27 protein-coding genes are annotated in these 24,812 nt (G+C 51.4%); 5 read left to right on the top strand and 22 right to left on the bottom strand.

The window, feature by feature from the left end; translation table 11 throughout:
• Window positions 1-30: 30 nt before the first annotated feature.
• The 3 genes from ACE41H_RS12025 to hemE form a co-directional block, all read right to left on the bottom strand.
• Window positions 31-1,497: a CapA family protein gene (locus ACE41H_RS12025; RefSeq protein WP_375355500.1), complete on the bottom strand. Its 1,467-nt coding sequence runs from the start codon at window positions 1,495-1,497 to the stop codon at window positions 31-33.
• A 111-nt stretch (window positions 1,498-1,608) separates the two neighbouring features.
• Window positions 1,609-2,553 carry a ferrochelatase gene (hemH, locus tag ACE41H_RS12020; protein ID WP_375355499.1) on the bottom strand — a complete coding sequence of 315 codons (945 nt, stop codon included), beginning with the start codon at window positions 2,551-2,553 and terminating at the stop codon, window positions 1,609-1,611.
• Window positions 2,554-2,587: 34 nt separating this feature from the next.
• Window positions 2,588-3,652 (bottom strand): uroporphyrinogen decarboxylase, encoded by a 1,065-nt coding sequence (gene hemE, locus ACE41H_RS12015; protein WP_375355498.1) that lies wholly within the window; start codon window positions 3,650-3,652, stop codon window positions 2,588-2,590.
• Window positions 3,653-3,875: 223 nt separating this feature from the next.
• Between hemE and ACE41H_RS12010 the strand changes: the two genes are divergently transcribed.
• A complete protein-coding gene (locus ACE41H_RS12010; RefSeq protein WP_375355497.1) occupies window positions 3,876-5,093 on the top strand; it encodes an MFS transporter in 1,218 nt (405 codons plus the stop codon).
• Window positions 5,094-5,169: 76 nt separating this feature from the next.
• On the opposite strand, the gene ACE41H_RS12005 is transcribed toward ACE41H_RS12010, so the two are convergent.
• The 7 genes from ACE41H_RS12005 to ACE41H_RS11975 all read right to left on the bottom strand — a co-directional run bounded on the left by ACE41H_RS12005 (window position 5,170) and on the right by ACE41H_RS11975 (window position 12,698).
• Window positions 5,170-6,135, bottom strand: coding sequence for an ABC transporter ATP-binding protein (locus ACE41H_RS12005; RefSeq protein ID WP_375355496.1), 966 nt, complete (start codon window positions 6,133-6,135; stop codon window positions 5,170-5,172).
• Complete coding sequence (locus ACE41H_RS12000) at window positions 6,128-7,114, bottom strand: ABC transporter ATP-binding protein (RefSeq protein ID WP_375355495.1); 987 nt, start codon at window positions 7,112-7,114, stop codon at window positions 6,128-6,130. The genes ACE41H_RS12005 and ACE41H_RS12000 overlap by 8 nt, the downstream gene beginning before the upstream one ends.
• A gap of 12 nt (window positions 7,115-7,126) precedes the next feature.
• On the bottom strand, window positions 7,127-8,053 hold the full coding sequence (gene opp4C, locus ACE41H_RS11995) for an oligopeptide ABC transporter permease (RefSeq protein WP_375355494.1): 927 nt from the start codon (window positions 8,051-8,053) through the stop codon (window positions 7,127-7,129).
• A gap of 63 nt (window positions 8,054-8,116) precedes the next feature.
• Window positions 8,117-9,070, bottom strand: a complete 954-nt coding sequence (locus ACE41H_RS11990) for an ABC transporter permease (protein ID WP_375355493.1) — start codon at window positions 9,068-9,070, stop codon at window positions 8,117-8,119.
• A 64-nt stretch (window positions 9,071-9,134) separates the two neighbouring features.
• Window positions 9,135-10,853 (bottom strand): ABC transporter substrate-binding protein, encoded by a 1,719-nt coding sequence (locus ACE41H_RS11985; RefSeq protein WP_375355492.1) that lies wholly within the window; start codon window positions 10,851-10,853, stop codon window positions 9,135-9,137.
• A gap of 223 nt (window positions 10,854-11,076) precedes the next feature.
• Window positions 11,077-12,015, bottom strand: a complete 939-nt coding sequence (locus ACE41H_RS11980) for a winged helix-turn-helix domain-containing protein (RefSeq protein ID WP_375355491.1) — start codon at window positions 12,013-12,015, stop codon at window positions 11,077-11,079.
• 50 nt (window positions 12,016-12,065) lie between these two features.
• Entirely contained in the window at window positions 12,066-12,698 is a 633-nt protein-coding gene (locus ACE41H_RS11975; RefSeq protein WP_375355490.1) for an O-methyltransferase, read from the bottom strand.
• A 254-nt stretch (window positions 12,699-12,952) separates the two neighbouring features.
• Between ACE41H_RS11975 and ACE41H_RS11970 the strand changes: the two genes are divergently transcribed.
• Window positions 12,953-14,110, top strand: a complete 1,158-nt coding sequence (locus ACE41H_RS11970) for a THUMP domain-containing class I SAM-dependent RNA methyltransferase (RefSeq protein WP_375355489.1) — start codon at window positions 12,953-12,955, stop codon at window positions 14,108-14,110.
• Between the two features lie 237 nt (window positions 14,111-14,347).
• Window positions 14,348-16,354, top strand: a complete 2,007-nt coding sequence (locus tag ACE41H_RS11965) for an LTA synthase family protein (protein WP_375355524.1) — start codon at window positions 14,348-14,350, stop codon at window positions 16,352-16,354.
• Between the two features lie 273 nt (window positions 16,355-16,627).
• Here the strand turns inward: ACE41H_RS11965 and ACE41H_RS11960 are convergent, their stop codons facing one another.
• The 11 genes from ACE41H_RS11960 to ACE41H_RS11910 form a co-directional block, all read right to left on the bottom strand.
• Window positions 16,628-16,897: a hypothetical protein gene (locus tag ACE41H_RS11960; protein WP_375355488.1), complete on the bottom strand. Its 270-nt coding sequence runs from the start codon at window positions 16,895-16,897 to the stop codon at window positions 16,628-16,630.
• 150 nt (window positions 16,898-17,047) lie between these two features.
• The gene (locus ACE41H_RS11955) at window positions 17,048-17,287 is read right to left on the bottom strand and encodes a YuzB family protein (RefSeq protein WP_375355487.1); all 240 of its coding nucleotides are present in this window, start codon (window positions 17,285-17,287) and stop codon (window positions 17,048-17,050) included.
• Window positions 17,288-17,309: 22 nt separating this feature from the next.
• On the bottom strand, window positions 17,310-17,612 hold the full coding sequence (locus ACE41H_RS11950) for an iron-sulfur cluster assembly accessory protein (protein ID WP_375355486.1): 303 nt from the start codon (window positions 17,610-17,612) through the stop codon (window positions 17,310-17,312).
• Between the two features lie 143 nt (window positions 17,613-17,755).
• Complete coding sequence (locus tag ACE41H_RS11945; protein ID WP_375355485.1) at window positions 17,756-18,031, bottom strand: hypothetical protein; 276 nt, start codon at window positions 18,029-18,031, stop codon at window positions 17,756-17,758.
• 166 nt (window positions 18,032-18,197) lie between these two features.
• Entirely contained in the window at window positions 18,198-19,121 is a 924-nt protein-coding gene (locus ACE41H_RS11940) for a M14 family metallopeptidase (protein ID WP_375355484.1), read from the bottom strand.
• Window positions 19,122-19,291: 170 nt separating this feature from the next.
• Window positions 19,292-20,101 carry a glutamate racemase gene (racE, locus tag ACE41H_RS11935; RefSeq protein ID WP_375355523.1) on the bottom strand — a complete coding sequence of 270 codons (810 nt, stop codon included), beginning with the start codon at window positions 20,099-20,101 and terminating at the stop codon, window positions 19,292-19,294.
• Window positions 20,102-20,293: 192 nt separating this feature from the next.
• Window positions 20,294-20,635 (bottom strand): YtxH domain-containing protein, encoded by a 342-nt coding sequence (locus tag ACE41H_RS11930; protein WP_375355483.1) that lies wholly within the window; start codon window positions 20,633-20,635, stop codon window positions 20,294-20,296.
• Window positions 20,636-20,814: 179 nt separating this feature from the next.
• A complete protein-coding gene (locus ACE41H_RS11925; RefSeq protein ID WP_375355482.1) occupies window positions 20,815-21,450 on the bottom strand; it encodes a helix-turn-helix transcriptional regulator in 636 nt (211 codons plus the stop codon).
• 13 nt (window positions 21,451-21,463) lie between these two features.
• On the bottom strand, window positions 21,464-21,907 hold the full coding sequence (locus ACE41H_RS11920) for a DUF86 domain-containing protein (protein ID WP_375355481.1): 444 nt from the start codon (window positions 21,905-21,907) through the stop codon (window positions 21,464-21,466).
• Window positions 21,908-21,991: 84 nt separating this feature from the next.
• Window positions 21,992-22,279 carry a Dabb family protein gene (locus ACE41H_RS11915; protein ID WP_375355480.1) on the bottom strand — a complete coding sequence of 96 codons (288 nt, stop codon included), beginning with the start codon at window positions 22,277-22,279 and terminating at the stop codon, window positions 21,992-21,994.
• Between the two features lie 106 nt (window positions 22,280-22,385).
• Window positions 22,386-22,814 (bottom strand): phage holin family protein, encoded by a 429-nt coding sequence (locus tag ACE41H_RS11910; RefSeq protein ID WP_375355478.1) that lies wholly within the window; start codon window positions 22,812-22,814, stop codon window positions 22,386-22,388.
• 265 nt (window positions 22,815-23,079) lie between these two features.
• Between ACE41H_RS11910 and ACE41H_RS11905 the strand changes: the two genes are divergently transcribed.
• Together ACE41H_RS11905 and ACE41H_RS11900 are read left to right on the top strand one after the other, a co-directional pair.
• Complete coding sequence (locus ACE41H_RS11905; RefSeq protein ID WP_375355476.1) at window positions 23,080-23,664, top strand: helix-turn-helix domain-containing protein; 585 nt, start codon at window positions 23,080-23,082, stop codon at window positions 23,662-23,664.
• 246 nt (window positions 23,665-23,910) lie between these two features.
• Complete coding sequence (locus ACE41H_RS11900) at window positions 23,911-24,123, top strand: hypothetical protein (RefSeq protein WP_375355475.1); 213 nt, start codon at window positions 23,911-23,913, stop codon at window positions 24,121-24,123.
• Window positions 24,124-24,145: 22 nt separating this feature from the next.
• Here the strand turns inward: ACE41H_RS11900 and ACE41H_RS11895 are convergent, their stop codons facing one another.
• The gene (locus tag ACE41H_RS11895) at window positions 24,146-24,694 is read right to left on the bottom strand and encodes a GNAT family N-acetyltransferase (protein ID WP_375355473.1); all 549 of its coding nucleotides are present in this window, start codon (window positions 24,692-24,694) and stop codon (window positions 24,146-24,148) included.
• Window positions 24,695-24,812: the final 118 nt, after the last annotated feature.

Here is a 24,812-nt window from a genome sequence, read left to right as displayed (position 1 = left end):
CCCCCTCCATCATCGTTATTTGAAGTGCTATCAGCCTGCCGCCGCTCTGCCCGTGCTGTCGATGCTTACATTGGGAGAAGACATGTTCTCGACCTTCTTGAGGATTTTCGCGGCTTTCTCTCCGGACAGCGGTATAGGCTGCCCAAGCTCAGCTCTGCAAGGAATCAGCTTCATCGCGCATGCGCCGTCTTTTGAACAGGACGCCTGGAACACTGCCGTATCCTGGGTAGCTTCCGTTACAGATTTAGAAAAAATAAAATTGCCCGTGCTGTAAGCTATCCATTTGCCCTTGTACATCTCCAGCCCTTGCAGAACATGCGGATGGCTTCCAATAACGAGATTCGCTCCCGCGTCAATAAATGCATGGGCCAGCTCGGGTTGATGATCCTCAAGGACGGAAGCGCGCTCCTTGCCCCAGTGTGTTGTAACGATCACCAAATCAGCCTTCTTGCTTGCCTTCCGGATCGCCTGCACAGCCGCCGCAGGGTCGTAGACACCCGCCACTCCCGCGCGATTTGCGCCGGCATACCAACTGACCTCGGGGATGACGCGGCTGAAGCCGAGCAGCGCGATGGTCATTCCCTTTCGTTTCACATATACAGGAGCATAAGCTTCCTCCGCATTCATGCCTGCTCCCATATATTGAATTCCGTAATGACGCAGATAAGCCAGTGTATCCTTCAGTCCGGAGACCCCCTGGTCCAAAATATGATTATTGGCCACATTCACCACATCCATGCCGGCAGCCGCCAGTTCAGGAAGAGCATCAGGAGAGGATTTGTATACATAGGTTTTATTCGCTGCCCCTGTACCGCCGTCCGTTACGGGGGTCTCCAGATTGCCTACCGTCAGATCATCCGATTTGAACAGGCTGCCCAGCCTCTTGTACGGATAGTCATAGCCCTTTTCCTGCAGAAGCTGCTCCACTTTGCCGGAAAATTGCATGTCACCTACGAAGTTTAAAATGACACTGTCCGATCCGGTGGTATGCGCAGCCGGAGCGGTCTCTGCTTCAGGCTCTTCTGCTGCAGACTCCGCAGCGCCTTCTTCATCTTCAGCCTGAACAGCGGACTCTCCTGTAACATATGAAGAGCTACCCGACGTATCGGTGCCCTCTTCAGAGCCGATGTCCTCCTGGACTCCTTCCTCCTCCTTGACCGGATGCGGAGCCGTCTGGACCGTCTCCGGAGCACTTATATCCGACTCGGCCTCCGGAACCGTTTCCATTTCCGATTCCTGCTGCGCCTGCGCTGCTGGCCCGGGAACTGAAGCGTCACCAGACGTTCCGGGATCGGTATCGTCACTCGGCTTTCCGGGATCGGAGCCGGCTGTCATCTGCCTGCCAATCTGTTCATTCCCTTCCGTTATGTAATAATAACCAATAATTGCGATAATCATAAACAATAGTATAAGATTGATTGCGGTCACGGCCCTTATCCGGCTCCGTCGCCGCCGTTTCTGCAGAGCATTTCGCTCCTCCACTCTTGAGGGGGGCATAACTCCTCCTTGTTATTTCATTGTCTCATAGACTTCTTCATTATATATCAGGACTCTCTGCAAAGAGAACCCCCGCCAATCACTTCACACGGCGGGGGTTCCTGCTGCTTTTCAATCAAACTGTTTCCATTTATCTATAATGACATCGCTCAAAGTCTCCATATAGAGAGGGTCGCTGTTCAAGGATTCGATACGCATCAGCCTCATATCCAGCTCCCTTGCCACTGCCTGAGCTTCAATATCCAGATCGTACAACACTTCCAGATGATCGGATACGAAGCCGATGGGCGCAGCCAGCACGTCCTCTACCTGTTCCTCGCTCAACTTATGAAGCGTGTCCAAAATATCTGGGCCAAGCCATGGTTCAGCCGTGCGACCCGCGCTCTGCCAGGTAAACTGCCAGCGAGTTACGCCGGCACTTTCGGCCACTGCTTTGGAGGTTTCCATGAGCTGATCGACGTATGGATCGCCGATCGAGAGAATGCGTTCTGGCAAGCTGTGGGCGCTGAATAATACCTGCACTGAATCACGGTTGGCGCCTGCTTCCACGAACAAATCCAGCTTGGCTGCCACTCTTTGAGACAGAGCTTTGATCAGTTTCGGGTGCAGGTGATAGCTTTCGATAAAGGCCATTTCCAGGCTGGCCTCAGCCGCTTTTTCTTGTGCCCGTTTGATATAACCTGCCACGCTCATGGAAGAATAGTGCGGAGCAAGCACAATCCCGATCGCCTTCTTAATGCCGTCCGCCGCCATTTGCCCAACTCCGTCCTCGATAAAAGGGCGAGCGTGCTTTAACCCCTGATAACATACAAACTCGACATCGGGATTCCGGTTTTCACGGTTCAATGTCTCCTGCAGGCTGTGCACCTGCCGGTCCGTATTTTCACGAAGCGGAAATACGCCTCCGACGATGGCTTCATATCTGTCCTTCAGTTCCTTGAGCTGCTCGGGAGAAGGCGCGTTGCCGCGCCGGATATGCGTATAATACGCCTCTACCTGCTCCAGGCTTTCCGGAGTGCCATACGACATGACCAATACGCCTACGGTTTCCTTCACTTTTATAATCACCTCTGTATGATTTATGGACAGATTACAAGTTGTGCTGGCCCACCCGCTGCTTGATCACAGTGGCGGAATACTCATGCACATACTGCGTCAGCTCTCTAAGCTTATCAAGCGAGGCTTCCGGAAAAAGTCCGTGTCCCAAATTGAAGATATAGCCTGGCTCCTGGGCACCCTCATCGATAATTTTTCGGGCATGCTGTTTAATAATTTCCATAGGTGCGGTAAGCACATAAGGGTCCAGATTGCCCTGAACTGCAAAGCGATTGTTCAGTCGCCGCCGGCCTTCCGGAATGGATACGCGCCAGTCCAGCCCCACGACATCAGCCTCCAGCGTACGCAAAAGCGGCAGTAATTCGCCCGAGCTGACACCCGGAAAATAAATCTTCGGCACCTTCAGGCCAGACAGCTCATGAAATATCCGCTTGATCGTAGGGAGTACGAATACTTCAAAATCTTGCGGGGCCAACGCTCCGACCCAGCTGTCAAAAAGCTGGAACGCCTTGCCTCCGCTAGCCACATGAGAACGAAGATAGGTGATTACCATATCGCCCAGTTTGTCCATCAGTTGGAACCATATCTGTGGCTCGCTGTACATAAGCGTTTTGGTATGAATGTAGCTCTTGGACGGACGTCCCTCTATCAAATAACTCGCAATCGTAAACGGCGCTCCGGCAAACGTAATCAGCGGAACTTCGAGCTGCCGGTCAAGAATGCGAATTGTCTCTAAAATGTGAGAAAGATCCTTCTCCACGTCGATCGGCTTGAGACGCTCCACATCGGCTGCCGTACGGATGGGATGGTCTATGACCGGACCGACGTTCTTGACTATATCAAAGTCCACGCCAAGGGAAGCGACGGGATTCATAATATCGGAATACAGAATAGCAGCGTCGACACCCAGCTTCCGGACAGGCATCATCGTCACTTCGGCTGCCAGCTCGGGCTGGCGGCATATTTCAAGCAGGGAGTATTTTTCTTTGATTTTCCGGTACTCGGGATCGTACCTTCCTGCTTGCCTCATGTACCAGACGGGAATGTGATCCACATCCCCCCCGAAGCAGGCGCGGATAAAATTATCGTTGTAGGTCATTGGTTTGAGCCCCCAGTTCGAATGTAAAACCTATAAATTCATTATGCCCTTTTTAAAAGTGCGTAACAACCGGCCAGCTCGCATGAACGATGACAATCCGATGACAGTTGGATAAAGTTTCAATGAAGTGTGCTATACTAAAAAGAACTGTTTTTTTCCAGTTTCCCGGACTACGGATGAATATCTGAATTTCCTCTCCACGGCCGGAAAGGATGTGAGCACCATGAAGACGTGGCAGGTGAACCTCATCGTTCTCTGGTTCGGCCAGTTTTTGGTCAATGCTGGCATGACGATGATTACCCCGTTTCTATCCCTTTATCTCGCACAGGATTTGCACGTTCAGGGTGAACATGAAATCGGCTTATGGGCAGGCGTGATCTTTGCCGCGAACTTTTTGACCTCTTTTATTTTTCAGCCGCTGTGGGGCAAGCTGGCGGATCAATATGGACGCAAAATCATGCTGCTGCGCTCCGGCTTTGGCATGGCGCTGGTAATCGGCTGCATGGGTTTGGTCAATCAGCCGTGGCAGCTGCTGGCGCTGCGTCTGCTGAACGGAACGATCTCCGGATTTAATCCGGCCTCCATTTCGCTCGTATCCAGCACCACTCCCAAGGAGCGGATGGGCTTTGCGATGGGCATCATGCAATCCGGACAAATGGCAGGTACGATTCTGGGCCCGCTGATGGGCGGATTTATGGCAGATTGGCTCGGCTTCAGGCCGATCTTCTTCATTACGGGAGGGCTGATCTTCTCCGGGTCCCTACTCGCGCTGTTCCTCGTCAAAGAGAACTTCAATCGCGCTGCGGCCGCCAAGGCTCCGCAGACCTCCGTGCTGGCCGGACTGCGTGAGCTAAGCCATACGCCGCAGCTGCCCGCGCTGTTTACAGTAACGTTCCTGCTCCAGTTCGCGATGATCAGCACCGTATCCCTGCTGCCGCTGTATGTGCAGAAGCTGTACGGTTCGGCTGAGGGTATCGCCCTTATTGCTGGTTTTGTCACCGCTGTAACCGGCCTGTCCAACATGATTTCATCGCCGGTTCTGGGCAGGCTCAGCGACCGCGTCGGAGCGCACCGGATATTGACCTACGCTCTGGTCGGAGCAGCACTCACGCTTATTCCGCAGGCCTTTGTCCAGACCGTGTGGGAGCTTGTCATCGTGCGCTTCCTGATGGGTGTGTTCATGGGCGGTCTGCTGCCGAGCGTGAATGCCCTGATCCGCTCTTATACACCTGCAGGCATGGAAAGCCGGGCATTCGGCTTCAACACAAGCTCGCTCGCGCTGGGCAATATGCTGGGCGCCGTGATCGGTGGCCTGCTGTCAGGCTTTATTGGCATTGAAGGCCTGTTTATTATGTCTGGTGTGATGCTGCTGATCAATATGGTATGGGTAAGAATCAAGCTGTACGGCCACCGCAGCAGACAGGCCCATCATTTCCGGTAGAATACAATGTAATCTAAAAAAAGACAGCAAGTTCTTCATAAAAGAAGACCTGCTGTCTTTTTATCTATACCTATTTTCATACCAAATGACAAGCCACGTAATGACCGGCTCCAGCATCGCGGAATTCAGGCACCTGCTGTGTGCATATCTCCTTCACGAATGGACATCTGGTGTGAAACTTGCAGCCCTGCGGCGGGTTGGACGGATTCGGGATGTCTCCCTTCAGCACAATCCGCTCCCGCTTCAGCTTCGGAATCGGTACCGGTACAGCGGAGAGCAGCGCCTTCGTATAAGGGTGCAGCGGATTCCGGAACAGCTCGTCCCGGCTGGCCACCTCCATCATGGAGCCCAGATACATCACTCCGATGCGGGAGCATAAGTGTTCAACCACGCTCAAATCATGCGAAATAAACAAATAGGTCAGGCCGCGCGAATCCTGCAGCTTACGGAAGAGATTGATGATTTGCGCCTGGATCGACACGTCCAGTGCCGACACCGGCTCGTCGGCGACAATCAGGTCGGGACTCAGCGCCAGTGCCCGCGCGATACCGATCCGCTGCCGCTGTCCGCCCGAAAATTCATGCGGGAAGCGGTAATAATGGTACGACGACAGTCCGCAGGAAACAAGCAATTCTTCAACTACATCGCGAATCTCGTCCCTGGATGCCATGCCATGGTCAATTAATGCTTCGCCGATGGCATCACCAACACGGACACGCGGATTCAATGAGCTGTAAGGATCCTGGAAGATCAGCTGCATTTGCGGCCGCAGACGGCGCATCTCCTCCTTGGAGACCCGATAGAGGTCCTTGCCCTTGAAGCGGATTTCACCTTCCGTCTTGTCCGTCAGACGCAGAATCGTCCGACCTACCGTGCTTTTGCCGCTGCCGGATTCCCCTACCAGCCCGAAGGTCTCTCCCGGCTGGATGGCAAAGCTGATATCGTCAACGGCTCTTACATGAGCGACAGTACGATTCAGAAGCCCTGCTTTGACGGGAAAATACTTTTTGAGGTGATTGACCTCCACCAATGGTTCATGCATGGAACGCTATCTCCTCCTCATACAGCCAGCAAGCCACCTTCTGCCGTTCACCTTCCTGTTTGAGCAGCGGTTCTCTGGTCTGGCAGATATCCATGCATTGAGCGCACCGTTCATGAAAATAACACGATTCGGTCAGCTCCAGCGGATTCGGCACCTGCCCAGGAATGAAATACAGCTCCTCCTCGCGCTGACCAAGAATCGGTTTGGAGCGAAGCAGCCCCTGAGTGTACGGATGCTTGGGGCTCTGGAACAGATCAACTACCTCTCCTTCTTCCACCACTTTGCCTGCATACATGACAATGACATAATCGGCCATTTCGGCCACAACACCCAGGTCATGAGTAATCAGCATGATGGACATGTTCGACCGCTCTTTGATCTGGCGCAGCATGTCGAGAATTTGCGCCTGGATCGTCACATCCAGCGCCGTCGTCGGTTCATCGGCAATCAGCAGCTTCGGATCGCAGGAGATCGCAATGGCAATCATGATGCGCTGCAGCATGCCCCCGCTAAGCTCATGCGGATAGGACTCTGCAATTTGTTCCGGCCGTGCAATGCCGATCTGACCGATCAACTCAATTGCCCTGGAATAGGCTTCCTTCCTGCCCAGCTTCAGATGTTCCATGAGCGGCTCCATAATCTGCTGACCGATCTTGAGCACAGGGTTCAGGGAAGACATCGGCTCCTGGAAAATCATCGCGATATCGCGGCCACGAATGGTTCTTAGTTCATTTTTGCCCAGGTCCGGTAAATTTCTGCCGGCAAACTCGATGCTGCCGCCGACGATCCGGCCTGCCGGCCCTTCGACCAATCCCATGACAGACATCGCGGTAATACTTTTCCCGGAGCCCGATTCCCCCACAATGCACACCGTCTCACCCTGCCTTACCCGCAAGCTGACTCCGTCCACTGCCTTGACTACACCTTCTTCGGTTTGAAAATGGGTTCGTAAATCGTTAATTTCAAGCACGTTGTTCACGGTACTCCCCACCTACTTTTTCAGTTTGGGATCCAGAGCGTCCCGGAGTCCATCGCCGAAAATATTAATTGATATCACCGTCGTAAAAATAGCAACTCCCGGCGGAATCCATAACCACGGATGCTTCTCGAAATCAATCAGGTTGTTGGCCGAGTCAATCATATTGCCCCATGTAGCTGTCGGCGGCATTACGCCAAGCCCGAAGAAGCTGAGCACCGATTCGCTCAGTATGGCCCCCCCGATATTCAGCGTTGCCACCACGATCAGCAGCGGCACCAGATTGGGCAGCAAATGATGGAATAACTTACGGCGATCGCGCAGTCCCAGCACCGTTGCAGCCAACATAAATTCACGTTCGCGCAAACTGAGTATCTGCCCCCTCACAAGCCGCGCAAGCCCCGGCCAGCCGACAAAGCTCAGCATCAGCATGACAATATACATGCGATAAGAAGTCGGCACCTTCCAGTCCGAGAGCAGCGCCCCCATGATAAATAAGATTGGCAGGCTCGGCACCGTCAACAGCAAATCCGCGACACGCATAATCATCTGATCGACAATTCCCCGGTAATAACCAGCAATCGCACCCAAAATAGAACCGATAAATACCGACAGGGCCATGGAGGCAATCCCCACGGTTAACGAAATTCGTCCGGCCTGCAGCAGTCGCGTAAGCACGTCTCTTCCCAGCAGGTCTGTTCCCAGCCAGTGATTAAGAGCGGGTGCCTTGTAGGAGGCCGCCATATTGATTTTGCCGCTTGCATAAGGCGACAGCATTGGGCCGATAAAGCAGATAATAAACATGAATACGATATAACCAAAGCCGAATACTGCCAGCTTGTTCCTCAAGATTCGATGAAACGACTGCCTCCACAAAGATGAGCGCGGGGCTTCCCGCTTGGCCTTCTTAATCTCCGCCACTCCTCCGCCGATGGAAGACATGGAGCTCCCCCCTTGCCATATAGGATAATTGGTACAAGATTGTCTACTGCAACTGAATGATCTCTAAAGTTTGACCCGCGGGTCAGCCACATGATAGAGAATGTCCGAGAGCAGTGTGCCGATGACGGTCAGTACCGCGATGAACATCGTGAATCCCATTAACAACGGGTAATCCCTGACGGTAAAAGACTGCATATACAGCTGTCCGATCCCCGGCCAGTTGAAAATCTTCTCAATAATGAGTGATCCGCCGAATAGACCCGGCAGCTCGAACCCGACCAGTGTGATCGCCGGGAGCATGGCATTGCGCAAAGCGTGGCGAAACAGTACGGTCCGCTCCTTCATCCCTTTGGCTCTTGCGGTGCGGATATAATCCTGACGGATAACATCCAGCATGTTGCTGCGAAAATAGCGGGTCAGCGATCCGACACCGAGCAGCACCATGACGACCACCGGCAGGGTCATGTGATGAAGAACCTCAAGCACGTAAGCCCACCCGGCTGCATTGCTTCCGGTCGTTGTCATGCCGCCCGGCGGGAGCCATCTGAGATCCACCGCAAACAGCTTGATCAGGAACAGACCGATGAAGAAGGACGGGATCGACATGGCCGCAAAAATCAGCACCATCACCAGGGAGTCAAACCAGGAATACTGCCTGTAAGCTGAAATAACACCAATGATGACGGCAATGACCCAGGTGAAGAAGGTCGAGGTGATCGCGAGCAGAAACGAATTCCAGACATACTCATTAAACAGTGTCAACACAGGCTTCTGCTGGGCGAGTGAGAATCCGAAATCCCCATGCAGCGCCCGTCCCATCCAGTTCAGATAGCGGTCAATCAACGGCTTGTTGAAGCCATAAATCTCCCGCAACTCCGCTTTGCGTTCAGGACTGAGCTTCAGGTTGTTTGTTATGAAATCTCCCGGTGTCAGTGCATACAGACAGAATATAAACAGTGAGGCCGCCAGAAGTATGACAACCATATATATCAATCTTCGCAGCAGATATGTGCTCATGACCGGCTCCTTTTAACTGAGCCGCCCGCTGATTCCCGGGCGGGCAGCGGGCGGCTGTCTTTTTTTACTTCAAGGTCCAGTTCGGCAGGCTGGTGGAAATGCCCCAGAACGGATTGATCACCAACCCTTCAAGACGGCCGTTCGTAGCCACCACCATCTTGTTATTGCTGGTGAAGATGTATGGCAGATCATCGTTCACGACTTTGTAGAGCTCATGATAAATCTTTTTGCGCTCCTCCATATCCGATGTTGCCAAGCCCTGCTCATACAGCTTTTTCACTTCCGGGTTATCATAACCGGAAATTTCACCGCTGACGAAGTCGCGCACACCGTCCGCAGGGTCGGTCATGAGAGAGGTCGAGAATGCAGCCATGTCATAGTCTCCGCTTTCCAGCTTGGCAAGCTGGGAATTAAAATCCGCAAATTGCTCTGGCTCGAATTTGACGCCGATCGCCTTGTAGTTTTCAGAAGCGACCGCGATGAAGATGTCGGTAGCCTGTTTTTTGGAGCCAATGAAGTGTATGGTAAGCGGTTTGCCGTCTTTCTCCCGAATGCCGTCGGCTCCCATGGTCCAGCCGGCTTCATCCAGCAGCTGGTTTGCTTTCTCCGGATCGTATTGATAAGGATTGATGCCTTCTTCCGTATAAGTCCAAGAAATTGGCGAAGTCGGGATGTTGGCTACCGTCGCTGCTCCCTGGTTGGAATCCACATAGATCGTCTGACGGTCAAGACCATAGGTCAGCGCCTGTCTGACCTTCTTGTCCTGGATGGCCTCATGCTCAAAGTTCAGGCGCAGATAACCGTAATTGCTCGCCGTGTATGGCGTAAGATTGACAAATCCAAGATTTTTCAGCTTCTCGATATTGTCCGTCGTGGCAGGGAAGGATGCATAGTCCTGCTCTCCGGTCTCCAGGAACTGCCATGTATCACCATCTGTTGTTTTATAGATAAAATGCTCCAGCTTTGGTTTGCCCTTATAGTAGTATTCGTTCGCTGCAAAACGCACTTCCTGTCCAGGGATGAATTTCTCCAGCTTATAAGCGCCGTTGCCCAGCGGATTGGAGTGAAGATTTTTGATATAATCCAGCTGGCCGAATTTGTAGTCCTTTCCGTAGTAGGTTTTGGACAAAACGTCACTGCCCAGCAGCAGGAGAGCTGTTGCGTTAGGCTTTTCCAATGTAGCGGAAATCGTCTGCGGATCAATGACCTTGATCCCTTCGATCGACGAAGCCTTGCCTTCTTTATAAGCTTCTCCACCCTTCACATGGGCTTCCGTGATATCAAAATCGCCGTCGTAGGACTTGTCATGCAGCAGGGTCCATGTAAAAGCAACATCATCCGCCGTCAAAGGCGAGCCGTCGCTGAATTTCGAATCCGGACGCAGGTGGAAGGTATATGTAAGCTGGTCGGCGGAAATCTCATATTTCTCGGCAAGGTCGGCGGACGGGAGGCCCTTTTCATTCACACTCACCAATGGGGCGAACAGAAGCGAGGTAACATTCCCGTCGTAACCACTCTGGGCAAAATAAGGGGTAAAGGAACCGCTTGGATCCGTGAGTCCCACAATGATCGTATCGGTCCGTTCCTCGGCTGCACCCGGAAGCTTGGATAAATCGGATGCTTTGATTGGCTCGGCCAAGCCTGCGGCTGCCGCTGTCGGGGCATTTTCACTTGCGGCGGTTTGGCCCGTTGTCGGCGCAGCCGCATTGTCCTCAGAGCATGCAGACAGCAGCAGGGCAGCGGACAGGAATAGGGCCGACAATGCATAATTACTTTTTTTCATGGTAATCCTCCCTTGAATGTGAGCGATCTGAAGATCGTAGTTATATTTATAATTCCGATACGCTAACTATGATTTTTTGATCGACAATTCATATTATAGGAACCATGTCTGGTTCTGTAAAGGGAGAACCACAAAAAATTCCACAAAAAAACGCCTAATCCAGTTCGATGCCCTTCGATCCGGGAATATCGGGACGAAAGTTACTGGATAAGGCGGTTTGTCGTTAGGATTCGGTTGCTACAGCCATCTCGGACGAGCCTGTAATATACGACATCAGCGTCTGCTGAAGTCCCATAATGGAACGGCTCCGTAAGGAATATTCCACCAGCGTCTCTCCTGCAAAATGAGCGCAGATCAGGCCTGAACTCCTCAGCTTGAAGATATGATCATGTGTAATGCCCTTGGACAGCTTCAGATGCCTGACAATTTCGATAAAGGTTCGTGGACCTTCATGCAGATAGCGCAATATTTTGAGCCTGCTGCGTTCCCCCAGTGCCCGGATCAGCCGCAAGTCGGGATTGGGGAAGACCTCCCCTGGAGCGAGATCGATCCGGGACGAGTAGTGACATATCATGAACCTGCCGTAGTCATAAACGATATTCACCGGCTGAAAATGATATTGCGGCACAAGGAGCAGCCGCTCCATGGCTTCGGTCTGGCGGAACCGCATACCGCCCGTGGTTCGATCCACAAATTCATCGGCATCCCACAGCGGCTGCTCTTCCAGCCTTACAGCGGTTTCCTGCTGAAGTGCTGCCAGAACGGCCGGATCAACCGATTGAAAATACTCCTCGTACCATCCGGGCAGAACCGAAAGATAGACTGAGCGAAAAAAAGCCCAGTCCTCCGGCATCGTAACGGCGTAGCCGGATATCAGCTCGCGCAGGTCCTCGTTGCTCTGATCCTTTATCCACTGCAGGAATGAAGGCACCGAACCCGGATTCGGACATAAGAATGCCAGCAGATATACCAACTTCCATTCGGCACCAATGACGAGCGGTGCAAGACCGGTCTTCAATTCGGGGGACAGCGTCTCACCCACAGCATCTGCCCATGCAGGAGTCAAATCTATTTTCTTGTGGGACGGCCTGCAAATAAATGTATGTAAGCTGCTTAGAAACTCATAAACCTCTGCAAACCGGACTTCAACTTGATAAGCCATCCTGTGTCTCCTCCCTCTTCGCTTAAACTCCGACTACACGCGTCCCGCCGCTACCGGATACGGGCCAGCGCCAAGCCGTCATAGGATGGCAGCATCGTACTCTCAAGCCGTTCATCCTCGGCTATCATCTGATTAAAGCGTCTCACCGCCTGTACGGATGGGCCGTTCTTCTCCGAATTCAGTGTACGACCGCGCAGAAAGCAATTATCTCCTGCTATAACAGCCCCCGGGTTGCCAAGCTCGATTGCATATTCCAGGTACTCCGGGTAATTCTCCTTGTCCGCGTCAATAAAGAAGAAATCAAATTTGCGGCCTTCCCGCTTTAACTGCTCAAGGCTGTCCAACGCAGGCCCGATGCGATACTCGACACGGTCGCCCAATCCGGCTTCTGCCAGATGCTCTTCAGCAAGCGCAGCGTATTCTTCCTTCAGCTCAAGCGACGTCAATTTCCCATCTGCCCCAAGCCCCCGGGCAAGGCATATCCCGCTGTATCCGCCCAATGCCCCGATCTCCAGAACGCGTTGTGCCCCCGAGATGCGGATGAGCATCGTCAACAGCCGTCCATATGCCGCCGCCACGGACACCTCGGGCATCCCTTTGTCCCGAATCGTTTCCTTGACCTTCAATAACAGTTCGTCCTCCCGGAATAACTGCTCTATGTAATCTTCAGGTGCTGTATTCACATGTACTCCTCCTCAAAATCATGCTCCATCTTCAGCATAAGTGCGATCCCTGCCGACCGGCGGAACCCGTATCTATATTACGGTTTGTCACCCGGAATATAATCGCCTATACTATACGAGTGAACCTTGCATGTTCGGTTTATTTTTCCGAAACTATAATATAGATTGTATTGTTTTTGGGGAATCGCCACAAGGCAATAGACAAGGCGGCCTTATTCAAGTGCCGTACAATCAAGATGGAGTGAATTGTTTACATGGCACAACTGCAACTGATTGCAACTGCGCCGATGGGGCTGGAAGCCATCGTAGCGCGTGAACTGAAAGAGCTCGGATACCACGATCAGACCGTCGAGAACGGCCGTGTCGTATTCACTGGTGATTACATCGATATCTGCCGCTGCAATTTATGGCTGCGCAGCTCGGATCGCATTCTCGTCAAGATGGCCGAATTTGAGGCCACGACCTTTGATGAATTGTTTGAAGGCACCAAAGCCGTATCCTGGCAGGACTGGATTCCTGCCAATGGCGAGTTTCCGGTGGAAGGACGCTCGCATAAATCCCAGCTCAGCAGCGTGCCTGCCTGTCAGGGGATTGTAAAGAAGGCGATTGTTGAAAAGCTGAAGGAGACCTATCATACGGAATGGTTTCCCGAGAACGGGCCGCGCTATGTCATTGAAGTGATTTTGCTGAAGGACCGTGCCCTGCTTACATTGGACACCACCGGACCGGGGTTGCACAAGCGGGGCTACCGCAAGCTCGTTACCGAGGCGCCGCTTAAGGAGACGCTGGCTTCGGCCATGATTCAGCTCAGTCGCTGGACGCCAGACAGGCCCTTCTATGATCCTTGCTGCGGCTCGGGCACGCTGCTGATTGAGGCCGCCATGCAGGCCTGGAACCTTGCTCCAGGGCTGCGCCGCTCCTTTAACTCCGAGCCTTGGCCGGTGATCGGCGAACAACTGTGGGAAGAAGCCCGCAATGAGGCCATGGATCTCGTGCGGGACGATGTGGAGTTTCAGATTGCAGGCAGCGATATCGATCCCAAGGCCATTGAAGTTGCGCAAGCCGCTGTCAAGGCTGCAGGGCTGGCGGGAGAAATCAGGCTTGATGTCATGCCTGCAGCCAAAATCAGACCGGACGGCGAATACGGCTGCCTGATTACCAACCCGCCTTATGGTGAGCGCCTGGGGGACGAGCCGGAGGCAGAAAAGCTGATCCGTGGCCTGGGGCGCACCGCAGCTGGCATGCCGACATGGTCCTTCTTTACCATCAGTCCTGCCAAGCAGTTCGAGCATTATTGGGGACGCAAAGCGGACAAACGGCGCAAGCTGTATAACGGCCGGATTGAATGCCAATACTATCAATACCTGGGCCCTCTTCCTCCTCGCCAGAGGAAAGCTCCACCCGAAAATTAAAAAAATCTCAATCATGCAGAGAGCGGACCCCTCGGGGCCCGCTCTCTCTTTCTTTCTCCCCTTTTATGTTGAAAAGAAACGCCGGCAGGATATAATAAGTAAGGGCAAATCCGGTTTTTACACAGAGATCACATTCCGTTTACAAATCAAAAGAATAGAGCTCTCTGATATTAAACTCTCTGGGACCGGTCAGATTGCCAAAGGGGGAAATGTAAATTGAACAGGTACAATTCCGGCATGATCCATCATGCCGGAGCAAGGATCGGCAGTTGGCTGCAGAACCGTCATATAGGGTTCTGGATATTTGCCATACTGATTCTGTATAAGCTGGGGCTGCTCCATTCTCAATTGGACGCCCCGAATATTGATATGAACCCGCTGGACTACGTCATTGCTTTTGGTTCATTGCTGATCGCCAGCTTCTGGACCTTTTGGCTGCCTCCACGCGGTCGGTTCACAGCACTGGCTGTATTAAATGTGCTGCTGACTGCGCTTATTTACTCGGATATGGTGTATTACCGGTACTTTGGTGATTTTATCACCATCCCCGTATTGCTGCAGGCTGGGCAGGTGGAATCACTTGGAGGGAGCATCGCATCACTGATTGATTGGCAGGATATCTTCTTCTTTATGGACTGGATTCTCTTCCTTCCTTATCTGTTATGGATAAAAAAACTCCGCAGCAGGCGGGCCGACCGTTTGTTCGAAGGCCCTGTTTTTGGTGGAAATAGACGGCGGTCAGGCAGAAGAATGCTGTTTCGGGCTGGAAGCGGCTTACTGGCATTGGGATTAGGCTGTGTATTGACCTTCGGACCGATCAACTTCTACACCTCGACATGGGCAAAGGGGCTGTTTGTAGGCAACTGGTGGTCGCTTGCGCTTTATAACGTGACAGGGTTGCTCGGATTTCACGGTTACGACATTTATCGTTACAGTATGGAGCATTTGGGACCACAGCCCGTTCTGGGTCAAAAAGAGATGGACAAAGACCTGGACTGGTTCAAAGACCATCAGAGTCTGATTCATGTGGAAAATGAAACCTATGGCAAATACAAAGGCAGTAATGTCATGATTATTCAGGGCGAGGCCTTTATGAATTTCTTTATTGGCAAACAGATCAACGGTCAGGAGATCACACCCAATTTCAACAAGCTGATGAAGGAAAGCATGTATTTCAGCAATTTCTATCATCAGACCGCCCAGGGGCGAACCTCCGATGCCGATTTTTCGGTACAAAGCTCTCTGCACCCGCTGCAGACGGGATCGGTCTTCATCCGTTATCCGGATCATGCCTACGATGTGCTGCCGACGATCCTGAAGCGGGAAGGGTACAGCCCCAATGTGCTTCATGCTTATGACAGCAGCTTCTGGAACCGGTATACGATGTATAAGGCTATGAATTATGACCATTTTTACAGTAAAAAAGACTTTGTCATCGATGAGCCGCTCGGGTGGTCGCTGGGAGACAAGTCCTTTTTCAGACAGTCAGTCAGCAAGCTTGAGGAGCTGAACGGGAATCCGTTCTACGCCTTCATGATCACCTTGTCGAGCCATCATCCGTATAACATTCATCCGGAAGGCACCGGCCTGGACACGGGTGAATTCAACGGCACCATGTTCGGCGATTATCTGGAATCCGTGCATTATGTGGATCAGGCACTCGGGGAGCTGGTGGCACAAATGAAAGCGAACGGCATGTGGGACAACACCATTCTGATGTTCTACGGGGATCATGACAATTCCATTCAGGACAAAGCGCTGTATGAGAATTTTTTGGGTAAATCTCTATCTGACCTTGACATGCAAAAAATCATGAACCAGGTGCCCCTGCTCGTGCATCTGCCTGACGGTGGAAGTGCCGGCGTATACAACGAACCGGCAGGCCAACTGGATATTGCGCCTTCCGTTCTGCATTTGCTGGGCATTTCCTCGGAGCCGTATCATTTTATGGGCAACAATCTGTTCAGCGGCAAGCAGCGGATGGTCGTACTCCGTTCGGGGGCATTTACGGATGGAAAAGTATACTACATTCCGTCCAAGGATAATACCTTCGTGAACGGAACGTGTTATAACGTAAGCACAGGAGAACAGACCGATATCCAGGCCTGCGGACCGGGGTATCAGGAGACGCTTAACCGGATTTCCATCTCGGATGAAGTCATCACCTACGACCTGATCCGTCGCTGGAATCCTGCCGCCATGAGCACGGAACCAGCCGCCAGTACGAAATCTTCATCGCCATGAACTGAGGAATATAGAAAGCAGCAATTTTTCAATTAAAGCAAAAGAACGAGAACAGGAGCCGATTCCCCTCCTGTTCTCGTTCTTTTTTACCCAATAAGAAAACGCAGGAGATGGCGATTTCTTATTGGGTATTTTTAAGTATGGATATGCACGGAGCAGCGGAGAGGACGAAGCAATTCCGAAAAAGCGGAGCGTTCGCCTTTGGCCCGGAGGGTCAACAGCGATTGTAGGAATGCTTCGTTCTCGGAGCCTTTCAGAACACGATGCTGCTGCTTATTTTAGACCTGTCTTTTTAATCGAATCGAGCCGGCGCTCCTCGGTGGCCATCATTTCCTCCGCCGCCTCCATCACATCGTTCCCTAGGTTTTCACTGGCCTGGTCCAGGGCGTGCCTCGCGTGAGCCCGGGAGTGCTCGGCCTGCTCCACCAGTTGTTCGTTCGGATGTGACATGGCCTGTGTTACCGCATTATGAAACCTGTCCACCGAATTTTGCGTTTGGGCGGCAACACTCTGATTTTGCAGATTGGAATCGTATTGCGACATTACCTGATCCCCTTTCTCGAAGCTAATAAGTATTCACTCGCCTTATAGCATGAACAGGTGGAAGCAGGACTATACAAAAACCCCCGTAACCGTCTGATCGGTCCGGGGATCTTCGCTGAAAGCACATAAGTCATCATCTTACAAACCGGATTAGGCCTCTACGCTCGGCTGCTTAATAAATGCAGCAGCCTTGGCCAGCACTTCTTCCTCTGTCGGCGCGCTTACATACCGTCCATTCACATATACAAACGCACGCTTGCCGCAGGGCCCGCAATACGATTTGCAGCCGACTTTGATCTCGGCATCAGGCGCCATTTTCTGCAGCTTCGGAATAATGCTCTTCATCCGGACAAACTGACATTTATCACAGACTCGAATATCGTTAGCCATATTTCATCCTCTCCATGCGGCCTTAATGGTCGCCGTGGTTGCCCATCGAAGGATTCGTAATGACAAAGCCCTCTTGAGGAAAATACAAATAGTCTATTTTAACGCCGTCCAGGAACGGCTGGCCTTCTTCAAGAATTACGTCAATGTCTTTATCTGTGGAGACTACGGTGTCTTCTTCCTTCGGCGTGTCAAGGTCAAGACCATAGTGTGCATGATCTCCATGCGCATGAGTTACAATGACTCTCAGCATTTTTCCGCTGTTCTCGGGTTTATCCAGCTCAAGCTTCAGCACTTTGGCCGCATTACGTGTAATTTTGCACTTCATTTGCTTCAACTCCTATAGGCAGCATAATTTATGAAAATTTCAGGATTCAGTGCATTCCTGATGATTAGTAGTCAATATTCCTATTGTAATGAATAATTTATAGAAGCGCAACACCAGTTATTTGGACAAAATGCGAAGGCTGTTCATTTCAACCGAATACGGCCCGGCTCGGAAAGCTGAGGATACTTGCGCTCCGTTCTGGTCACAAACCAGTTCATCAGAAGCATCGCTACCCCGATATCATCAAGAGGCATGAACGGAATCGGAATGATGATGTCCGGAAGAACCCAATAAAGCAGTGCAGGTACAAGAAACAGCAGCTTGTCCCCAAGAGGCACCTGGGGTGAAGCAAGCAGGCGGGGGAGACGGCGCAATACGTGCTCCCACTGCCGCAGAGACCAAAATTTTCTCCATTTCATGGACATCGCTCCATTCCGCGTCTTTTGCAGCTAATATAAGCCTTCATGTATAGCATACCCGTTTCAATCAAAATGAAGAAGGCTGTGGAAAAATCAGGCTTCCTGCCGGAAGCGCTGTTCTTCCACAGTTTAAATTACGCCGGTTTCCCGTAAAGGTTTCAAACACTCAGCAGCACAAGCCGGAAAGGGCGGCTGACAGCACCTGGCCTGTTTCCATGCACAAACTGTCGAAATCACTTGGCGGAAGCGGGTTGACGCCTTCCCCCAACTCCACCGTAAAGCCGGGCCTGCCGAATTCAAGAATGAACCAGTCCTTGTAGCCTGCATCGCTGCCGCTGAGTCTGACAGCCCTGAAATTTGCAGCACGGGCCAGCCTTTGCGCCCACATGAGACTGTTCGTCGGCTCCCTGTCGCGGTAATTCCAGTAAATTTCACGCCCCTGGGTATGAAATGAGATCACCATGTCTGGCAGCAAACGGCGTGTCCAATCGGCCAAGGCACGCGCTTCAGGCTCGGACAGCGGCTCTGTTCCGCCATAATCACGCGGACCCGGTCCCTTCACGGCCCGCCGCTGCAATTCGTCCTCCCAATAGGCCGGAAACTGGTCGTTCAAATCAATTCCGCGGATATTGGCCTTCCAGGAGCTGAAATCAAGGTTTCCCTGGTTCCACTTCAGAAGATTCTCCCGCTCAGGATGGGAATCACTGGCCTCTTCAACGACCAGGTCCACACCGTCCGGATTGACCATAGGAACTACACTTAGTGTAACATGCCGCAGCCAGCGCTCCGGATCATGCCCATGGAGGGATCTTCCGGCTGTAGCTGCCGCTGCACAGTGCTCCAGAAAATGCAGCACGCACGGAGCGGTAATCCATTCGTTGGCATGGACCGCCGCATTTACCGCAAGCTTGCGTTTCCCTTCACCCAGCTCCAAACATGGAATGGTTCTCCCCATCACACTTTTGCCTATGCAGCCCACTTTCACAAAATTATATTTTTCATGCAAATGACCGATATCCTCCATTAGACGCTTATACCCGTATTTTCCGGACAGCGCTGTATTCCCAAAACGAATACCAACCTCTTTCATTCCCATTCCTCCCGGCAGCATGTTTCCGTTTCTCGGCTTCAGTTCCTGTGCGATCTTATACTCCAATTTATGCCTGCCTGCCCAATCCGTGATTCCGGACTCTTTTGCAATGCTGAAAAAGCCGTCCCACCCGGGAACGGCAAAGTTGATGCTTTCGGCTGCATTTTTAGTTACCCCAGACGGGTCACCTGCCACAAGACGGGAATGTTGCCGATTTGCTCACCAAGCCACTGTCTAGCGATACTCCGAAACAAGCGAGCATCCCCGGAGCAGTAAAACTGATGGATTGGAAGTGTATCTCCGGAAGCAAGCTTGCCCTTGTTATAAAGTATTGTGCTTGTCTCTCTTGCCGTCTCATCAGCAGAGCTGATCAGCTTGACATAAGGTCCCATCACTTCCTGAATGGCCTCCCTGAGAAAAGGATAATGGGTACAGCCGAGAATAAGACAATCCATGTACTGATTGGTCATAGGCAAAAGCGACTTTCGGACAATCAGTGAAGTGCTCTTCGAGTGAAATTCCCCTCTCTCCACAATAGGAACGAGCAACGGACAAGCCAGACTTACGATCTCGATATAAGGAGACAGCTGCTTCAAGGCTGTGGTATATGCACCACTGCTAATGGTCCCGACCGTGCCGATGACCCCCACATGACCTGTATTGGTAGCGCTGATGGCTGCACGGGCACCGGGATGAATGACTCCGATGACGGGTACGCTGACCTTGCTGCTGATTTCTTCAAGCGCCGCTGCCGTTGCTGTATTGCAGGCAATGACAATGACCTTGGGATCAAATTGAATAAGAAAATCAACGATCTGCCCGGTGAATTTCAAAACTTCATCAGCCGGACGTGGGCCGTAAGGGGCTCGCGCGGTGTCACCGTAGTAAATGATCTTCTCACGCGGAAGCTGACGCATCACTTCTTTGACAACAGTCAGTCCACCCACGCCGGAATCCAAAACTGCAATAGCCTGCTGCACGAACACACCGCTTTCCTCATTGTTGTTATCCCTCTTGCTATCACTCTTCTACATAACTTATGTGAGTCAAGTTCAAAAGGTACGTTAAAAGTGAACAAAAAGGAAGTCCACCCCCGAGGTGTGGCTGCCCGCAATTAGCGGAAGGCATGCAAAAGCCGGGCCCCTCCCTTGGAACGAACCCGGCTGCAGTGTTCAGATAGAGTAGCTGTCGTTGCCTGCCTTGCGTTCTTCCGGCTTCTCTCCTTCGGCCGCAGTGATGACTACCTTTTCCTCTTTTTCCTGCTTGCCATACGCTTGGCGAACCTCCTGAACCGCATAGGAAGCCGTATCCTTAACGATATCTACAAGCTGGAGACCCGCTGTCCCGATTTTATCCGCCACTGACAGGCTAGCCTCGCTGAGCTGCTGAGTGCACTCCTCCAGATCCTTGCGTAGCTCACGCCCTGATTTTGGCGCAAGCAGCAATGCTGTGGCTGAACCGAGGATTGTGCCTGCAATGGCACTCCACATCATCATTTTGCCTTTTTGATCCATCATCATCTCTCCTTCGACCAAGCCCCGGGACCGGAAAGACCCCGCTGACAGGAGCATCGCTCCAGGCATGCTTATGGAGCCTGCCCGCCAGCGGAGCTGTTTTTCCGGGCGAACGCCCATCTTTTTAATGCAGTATAAGCAGGATGGGCTTGACTTGTTACAAGAAAATGCTGCCAGGACTAACTCTGATGTGGAAATATCTTGTACCGGCAGCAGCGGCCACCTTCCGCCAGACAGTCGGTGCGACGCACCTCCGCTTCCAGCAGCTCCTCAAACATATGCTGCTCACACTCGCAGGCTTTGCGATAACGGTTCGCGGCCTGGGCAATCGGGCAATTATACTCATAGAACGTAAAGCTTCCGTCTTCTTCTGTATTCCAATACGTCATATAACCGGCTGTATGCTGAATTTCAGCCAGCTTCCTGATCCGCGCCGGCAGTGATCTGCCCTCAAGCTGCGGCATATAACGGCGGATCAGCTTGCGCTTTCTTCCTTCGAAGAGAGCCTCAACAGCCGCTGCTCCCTGAAGCTCATTCAGCTCCTCCAGCAGATCCACCAGCAGATGGTCATAATTGCGTGGAAACTGCTCATCTCCAAGTTCACTGAGGCCAAATTTATAGACCGGCCGTCCCATGGCTTGGCGCACAACGGTAACCTCAACAAAATTTTCCTGCTCCAATGCCTTCAGATGTCTCCTGACCCCCATCTCGGTAATACCCAGCTCCGCTGCGAGGGAAGAGACTCCCAAAGGTCCTCTCGTTTTCAGCAATGTCATAATCAGACGCCGTGTAGACATTTCAGGTACTGTATTCATCGTTTACTCCAGATCATTGACTGCCGGTCGGCAGGGATCCCAACTCACGGTCAAGATAGCCTTCCACACGAATCGCAAACCGTTCCAGCACCTCAGCCAGCAGCGGAGTCAGCTTATGAAGCTCTGTTCGTCTCCAGCAGAAATACTCCTGAACGAGCGGCTTGCGCAGGGACACCAGCTCATAGATCGGGGCAAAGACAGACTCGTCAATAACATTTTCCTCATGGATGATCCTGATAATGTCTTCATAACTGCTGGCATCACGCATAATAAAGCCGTCAATCAGATAGCTGCCCACGTCAGTTACCGTCTCGATCGCCAGATGCAGACAACGTTCCTGCACCAGTCCCTGCATCAGATCGCCAGTCCAGCCTGACGAGACCCGGCGCAGTCCTTCCACAATCTCGGGAATCGCCCTGAGACGCAGCTCAATCTGCTCTCTGTTCACATAGTACATTTGTGCCGCACCCCCTTCCCGGCAGAATTGCCGTCATACCGCCCATTAACAGCATGGCGGCCATTCCATGCCATTCGCAGCCTGTCAGATTTCATAGTCAACCGCAAAGGATACGTCCTTTACTTCGTTGATATGCTGAATGATTTCCTGATGCACCGGATGAAGCTGGTAAGCCTGCAGGTCTTTGAGATTTTCAAACACTGCCGTCAGGGAAATATCAAAGGAACGTTCGGACCGGATAACATCGACTCCTACTTCCAGCGACAGCACCTCCTTGATTTTGCCGTTCATGCTGCGAAGAACGGAGGCCGTATGTTCAACGCTTTCAGTAGAGCGGTCTTTCAATTTGAAGAACACGATATGCTTAATCATGGGACAGACTCCTTGTTTCTAGTTTGAAGAGCTTGCCCTGAAATTTTATCATAATTCTCCCTGATAGGGGAAGATACCGCCGTAGCGGCATCTTCTCCTATCCGCATCACGACGGGCCTTCATCCTTCTTTTTTTCCTCCTTGTCTATTTGCTTGTCCTTCAAGGCTGCAAGCAAACCCTGGATCACGGGAGGAAGAGGCATTCCCAGTACAGCAAAATTCTCTGCAACGGAAATGACCTCGTTAAACAGGTAAAAATAAATCGCACCTGCTTGTACAGCATTAACTCCCAAAAGCAGGTCAATTTGGTGAGCAAGACTAACCACCATCAGCATAATCCCCTTTCGAGTCAAGCCCCAAAATCCCGTCTTGCTGCTTAATCCTTTTCCAGATTTGATAGCTGCCGCTATACCTGTAGCAATATCTATAGCCATAGTCACGATAAATACCCCAAGCAGGGGGCTCCATTCTCCGAAGGCAAAGGTGATTAATCCTCCGGTCACAGCGCATGATATATTGATTAACGAGTTGCTCATCGTCATCTCTCCTTTCATCAAGGCTATTACATTATATGTAAATAAAGGAAAAATGAAAGTGAGTTTGTCCCTACCGTCGCGCTGAAAATTTATAGATTCATAGAAACGATTATCCCCGCGTTTTTTTAATTACTTCATATAGTAAGCAAGTCCCTGTTTTTGGTTGGCCAGCTATGAAAATAGTTTTATAAAAAATTGATTCGGCCGTACACTTGAAAATATACCGCATGTATTGTAATATTTGTTTAAAAAAATCGGAGGATGTATGCCTAAACAACAAGAACGACATTCCATTCAGGCGTGGTCTCTGATCAACCGCAAGTATTTGGGAAAGGGTGTGCGTGTTAAGCGCTTTCGCAAACCAACCCGCTGTCAAATACGCAACAGGGTTCTCCTCGCGGTGCTGATGGCAAATGACATCAAGCTGTCGCAACTTGCCGAAGATTTATCCATATCATCCCGGAGCGTAAGCGCCTGGGTATATGAAGGACGAATTCCCGGCAATACCAACCTGGAGAAAACATGCCGATTGCTTGGTTATCCACGCCATATTCTCTTTAACGAGGATGTGGTGCGCGGTTGTCCGATTATCTGCCAACCTGCCCCTTCCCGTTTCATGAAACGGACGGTAACACGGTCTCCAGTAAAAAACCGGATTTTGGCTGGACTATGCATGGTTCATGATTTGTCCGTGACCGATGTCAGCCATTGGATCGGTGTTCATCCGGGAACCTTCCGCAAATGGCTGCATCAAGGCACAGTACCTTCGCAGGCGTTTCAGGATCAGGCTGAACAATTTTTTCGCATCCCGAAGTCCATTTTGTTTGCAGACGCTATACTAGCCAGGTAAGCTTCTGCAATGGGTTTAAAATGCAGTGGGTTTAAACTTTAATACTTTAAAATTGTGCAGGGACGTATAAACTAACTCCTCTAGCACAAGGAGCACTGTCAGCTGTAGGGCCAACAGTGCTCTTTTTGTTTTTTTGATAAGCTTTCAAAGATGAGCAAGCCTGGAATATTTCACATAAGAATGTAAATAATGATTAGCATAGATGTACGGTCAATATATTTGAAAACGTATTGGAGGAGGGTTTAAATGAAAGTAGCCAAAGATACAGCCTGCGCGCTTGGGTGGCTTGCCGGAACGACTTTGGGCAGCGGAATCGCTTTTCTGCTCCAGTGGCAGTCCTACGATGCAGTCTGGTCGGTAGCGATCGGCGGAGCAGCAGGGACTATGATTGCGCTCGTGTACCGCTTCTTTATACGCCGTGTCCAGTGGCACGGAACACAAAAAAACAGTCCTCAATAGATTTTGAGGGCTGTTTATGATTTTAAGCCAGAAAATCGCTCACTCTGCAAAGCCAGACCATATGTACGGTACCCGGTCCCCAATAGTCCATCACCGCCGCATAAGGCTCACCGAATTTTTGCTTCCATTTCTCTTGAGCGCGTCTATATGCGCTGTCCAGACAAAATTCCTCGATCCCACGGCTGTGAAGATATATGACCACTTCCTTGATCAAAGCAGACGCTATTCCCCGGCCCTGATAGCCTGGCAAAACATATAAACTGCCCAGTTCCCCCACCTGTGCCAATTCATGGTCTGTGCAAGCATTAAGATCCTCATTAGAGGGCCCAAAGGAAATTATCCCCACCACAACACCATTCTGTTTCGCAAGCCAAAAACGGGTTTTCGGCTCATCCCCCTCCCTCGCACTGCGGAGCAAATTTATTTTGTATTCAATCTCATCCTGCATATCCCCTGTCAAATGTCCAATCCCTTCCTGTTCAAAAACGTCGGGGATAACCGTCTCGAACACGTGGCAGGCCTGCTTGAAATCGGATAGACTGAACTGCGTGATGGTAAATCCGTTCATCATCTTCTTGTTCCTTTCCGTGTAAGTATGGGATAGCATGATTTTCCTATATCGGGACATGCTTTTCAAGCATTTTTATCCCCGACAAAACCTGCACCGGTATTGTCGGGTTGATTCCTTT

Origin of the sequence: Paenibacillus enshidis, assembly GCF_042136365.1 — a bacterium.
Taxonomy (GTDB): domain Bacteria; phylum Bacillota; class Bacilli; order Paenibacillales; family Paenibacillaceae; genus Paenibacillus; species Paenibacillus enshidis.
The sequence above is the reverse complement of the archived record's forward strand: the minus strand, read 5'-3'. Positions and strand labels throughout refer to the sequence as shown.

Bases quoted from the DNA above. Each gene is read 5' to 3' on its own strand.
- ACE41H_RS11950 (WP_375355486.1), bottom strand. From the start codon at position 17,612: ATGAAGTGCAAAATTACACGTAATGCGGCCAAAGTGCTGAAGCTTGAG.
- ACE41H_RS11920 (WP_375355481.1), bottom strand. From the start codon at position 21,907: ATGTACTATGTGAACAGAGAGCAGATTGAGCTGCGTCTCAGGGCGATT.
- ACE41H_RS11895 (WP_375355473.1), bottom strand. From the start codon at position 24,694: ATGATGAACGGATTTACCATCACGCAGTTCAGTCTATCCGATTTCAAG.
- ACE41H_RS11980 (WP_375355491.1), bottom strand. From the start codon at position 12,015: ATGGCTTATCAAGTTGAAGTCCGGTTTGCAGAGGTTTATGAGTTTCTA.
- ACE41H_RS11925 (WP_375355482.1), bottom strand. From the start codon at position 21,450: ATGAATACAGTACCTGAAATGTCTACACGGCGTCTGATTATGACATTG.
- ACE41H_RS11965 (WP_375355524.1), top strand. From the start codon at position 14,348: ATGATCCATCATGCCGGAGCAAGGATCGGCAGTTGGCTGCAGAACCGT.
- ACE41H_RS12010 (WP_375355497.1), top strand. From the start codon at position 3,876: ATGAAGACGTGGCAGGTGAACCTCATCGTTCTCTGGTTCGGCCAGTTT.
- opp4C (WP_375355494.1), bottom strand. From the start codon at position 8,053: ATGTCTTCCATCGGCGGAGGAGTGGCGGAGATTAAGAAGGCCAAGCGG.
- hemE (WP_375355498.1), bottom strand. From the start codon at position 3,652: ATGACCTACAACGATAATTTTATCCGCGCCTGCTTCGGGGGGGATGTG.
- ACE41H_RS12005 (WP_375355496.1), bottom strand. From the start codon at position 6,135: ATGCATGAACCATTGGTGGAGGTCAATCACCTCAAAAAGTATTTTCCC.
- ACE41H_RS11930 (WP_375355483.1), bottom strand. From the start codon at position 20,635: ATGGATCAAAAAGGCAAAATGATGATGTGGAGTGCCATTGCAGGCACA.
- ACE41H_RS11960 (WP_375355488.1), bottom strand. From the start codon at position 16,897: ATGTCGCAATACGATTCCAATCTGCAAAATCAGAGTGTTGCCGCCCAA.
- ACE41H_RS11945 (WP_375355485.1), bottom strand. From the start codon at position 18,031: ATGAAATGGAGAAAATTTTGGTCTCTGCGGCAGTGGGAGCACGTATTG.
- ACE41H_RS12025 (WP_375355500.1), bottom strand. From the start codon at position 1,497: ATGCCCCCCTCAAGAGTGGAGGAGCGAAATGCTCTGCAGAAACGGCGG.
- ACE41H_RS11940 (WP_375355484.1), bottom strand. From the start codon at position 19,121: ATGAAAGAGGTTGGTATTCGTTTTGGGAATACAGCGCTGTCCGGAAAA.
- ACE41H_RS11900 (WP_375355475.1), top strand. From the start codon at position 23,911: ATGAAAGTAGCCAAAGATACAGCCTGCGCGCTTGGGTGGCTTGCCGGA.
- ACE41H_RS11990 (WP_375355493.1), bottom strand. From the start codon at position 9,070: ATGAGCACATATCTGCTGCGAAGATTGATATATATGGTTGTCATACTT.
- ACE41H_RS11915 (WP_375355480.1), bottom strand. From the start codon at position 22,279: ATGATTAAGCATATCGTGTTCTTCAAATTGAAAGACCGCTCTACTGAA.
- ACE41H_RS11985 (WP_375355492.1), bottom strand. From the start codon at position 10,853: ATGAAAAAAAGTAATTATGCATTGTCGGCCCTATTCCTGTCCGCTGCC.
- ACE41H_RS11910 (WP_375355478.1), bottom strand. From the start codon at position 22,814: ATGAGCAACTCGTTAATCAATATATCATGCGCTGTGACCGGAGGATTA.
- ACE41H_RS11955 (WP_375355487.1), bottom strand. From the start codon at position 17,287: ATGGCTAACGATATTCGAGTCTGTGATAAATGTCAGTTTGTCCGGATG.
- ACE41H_RS11905 (WP_375355476.1), top strand. From the start codon at position 23,080: ATGCCTAAACAACAAGAACGACATTCCATTCAGGCGTGGTCTCTGATC.
- ACE41H_RS11970 (WP_375355489.1), top strand. From the start codon at position 12,953: ATGGCACAACTGCAACTGATTGCAACTGCGCCGATGGGGCTGGAAGCC.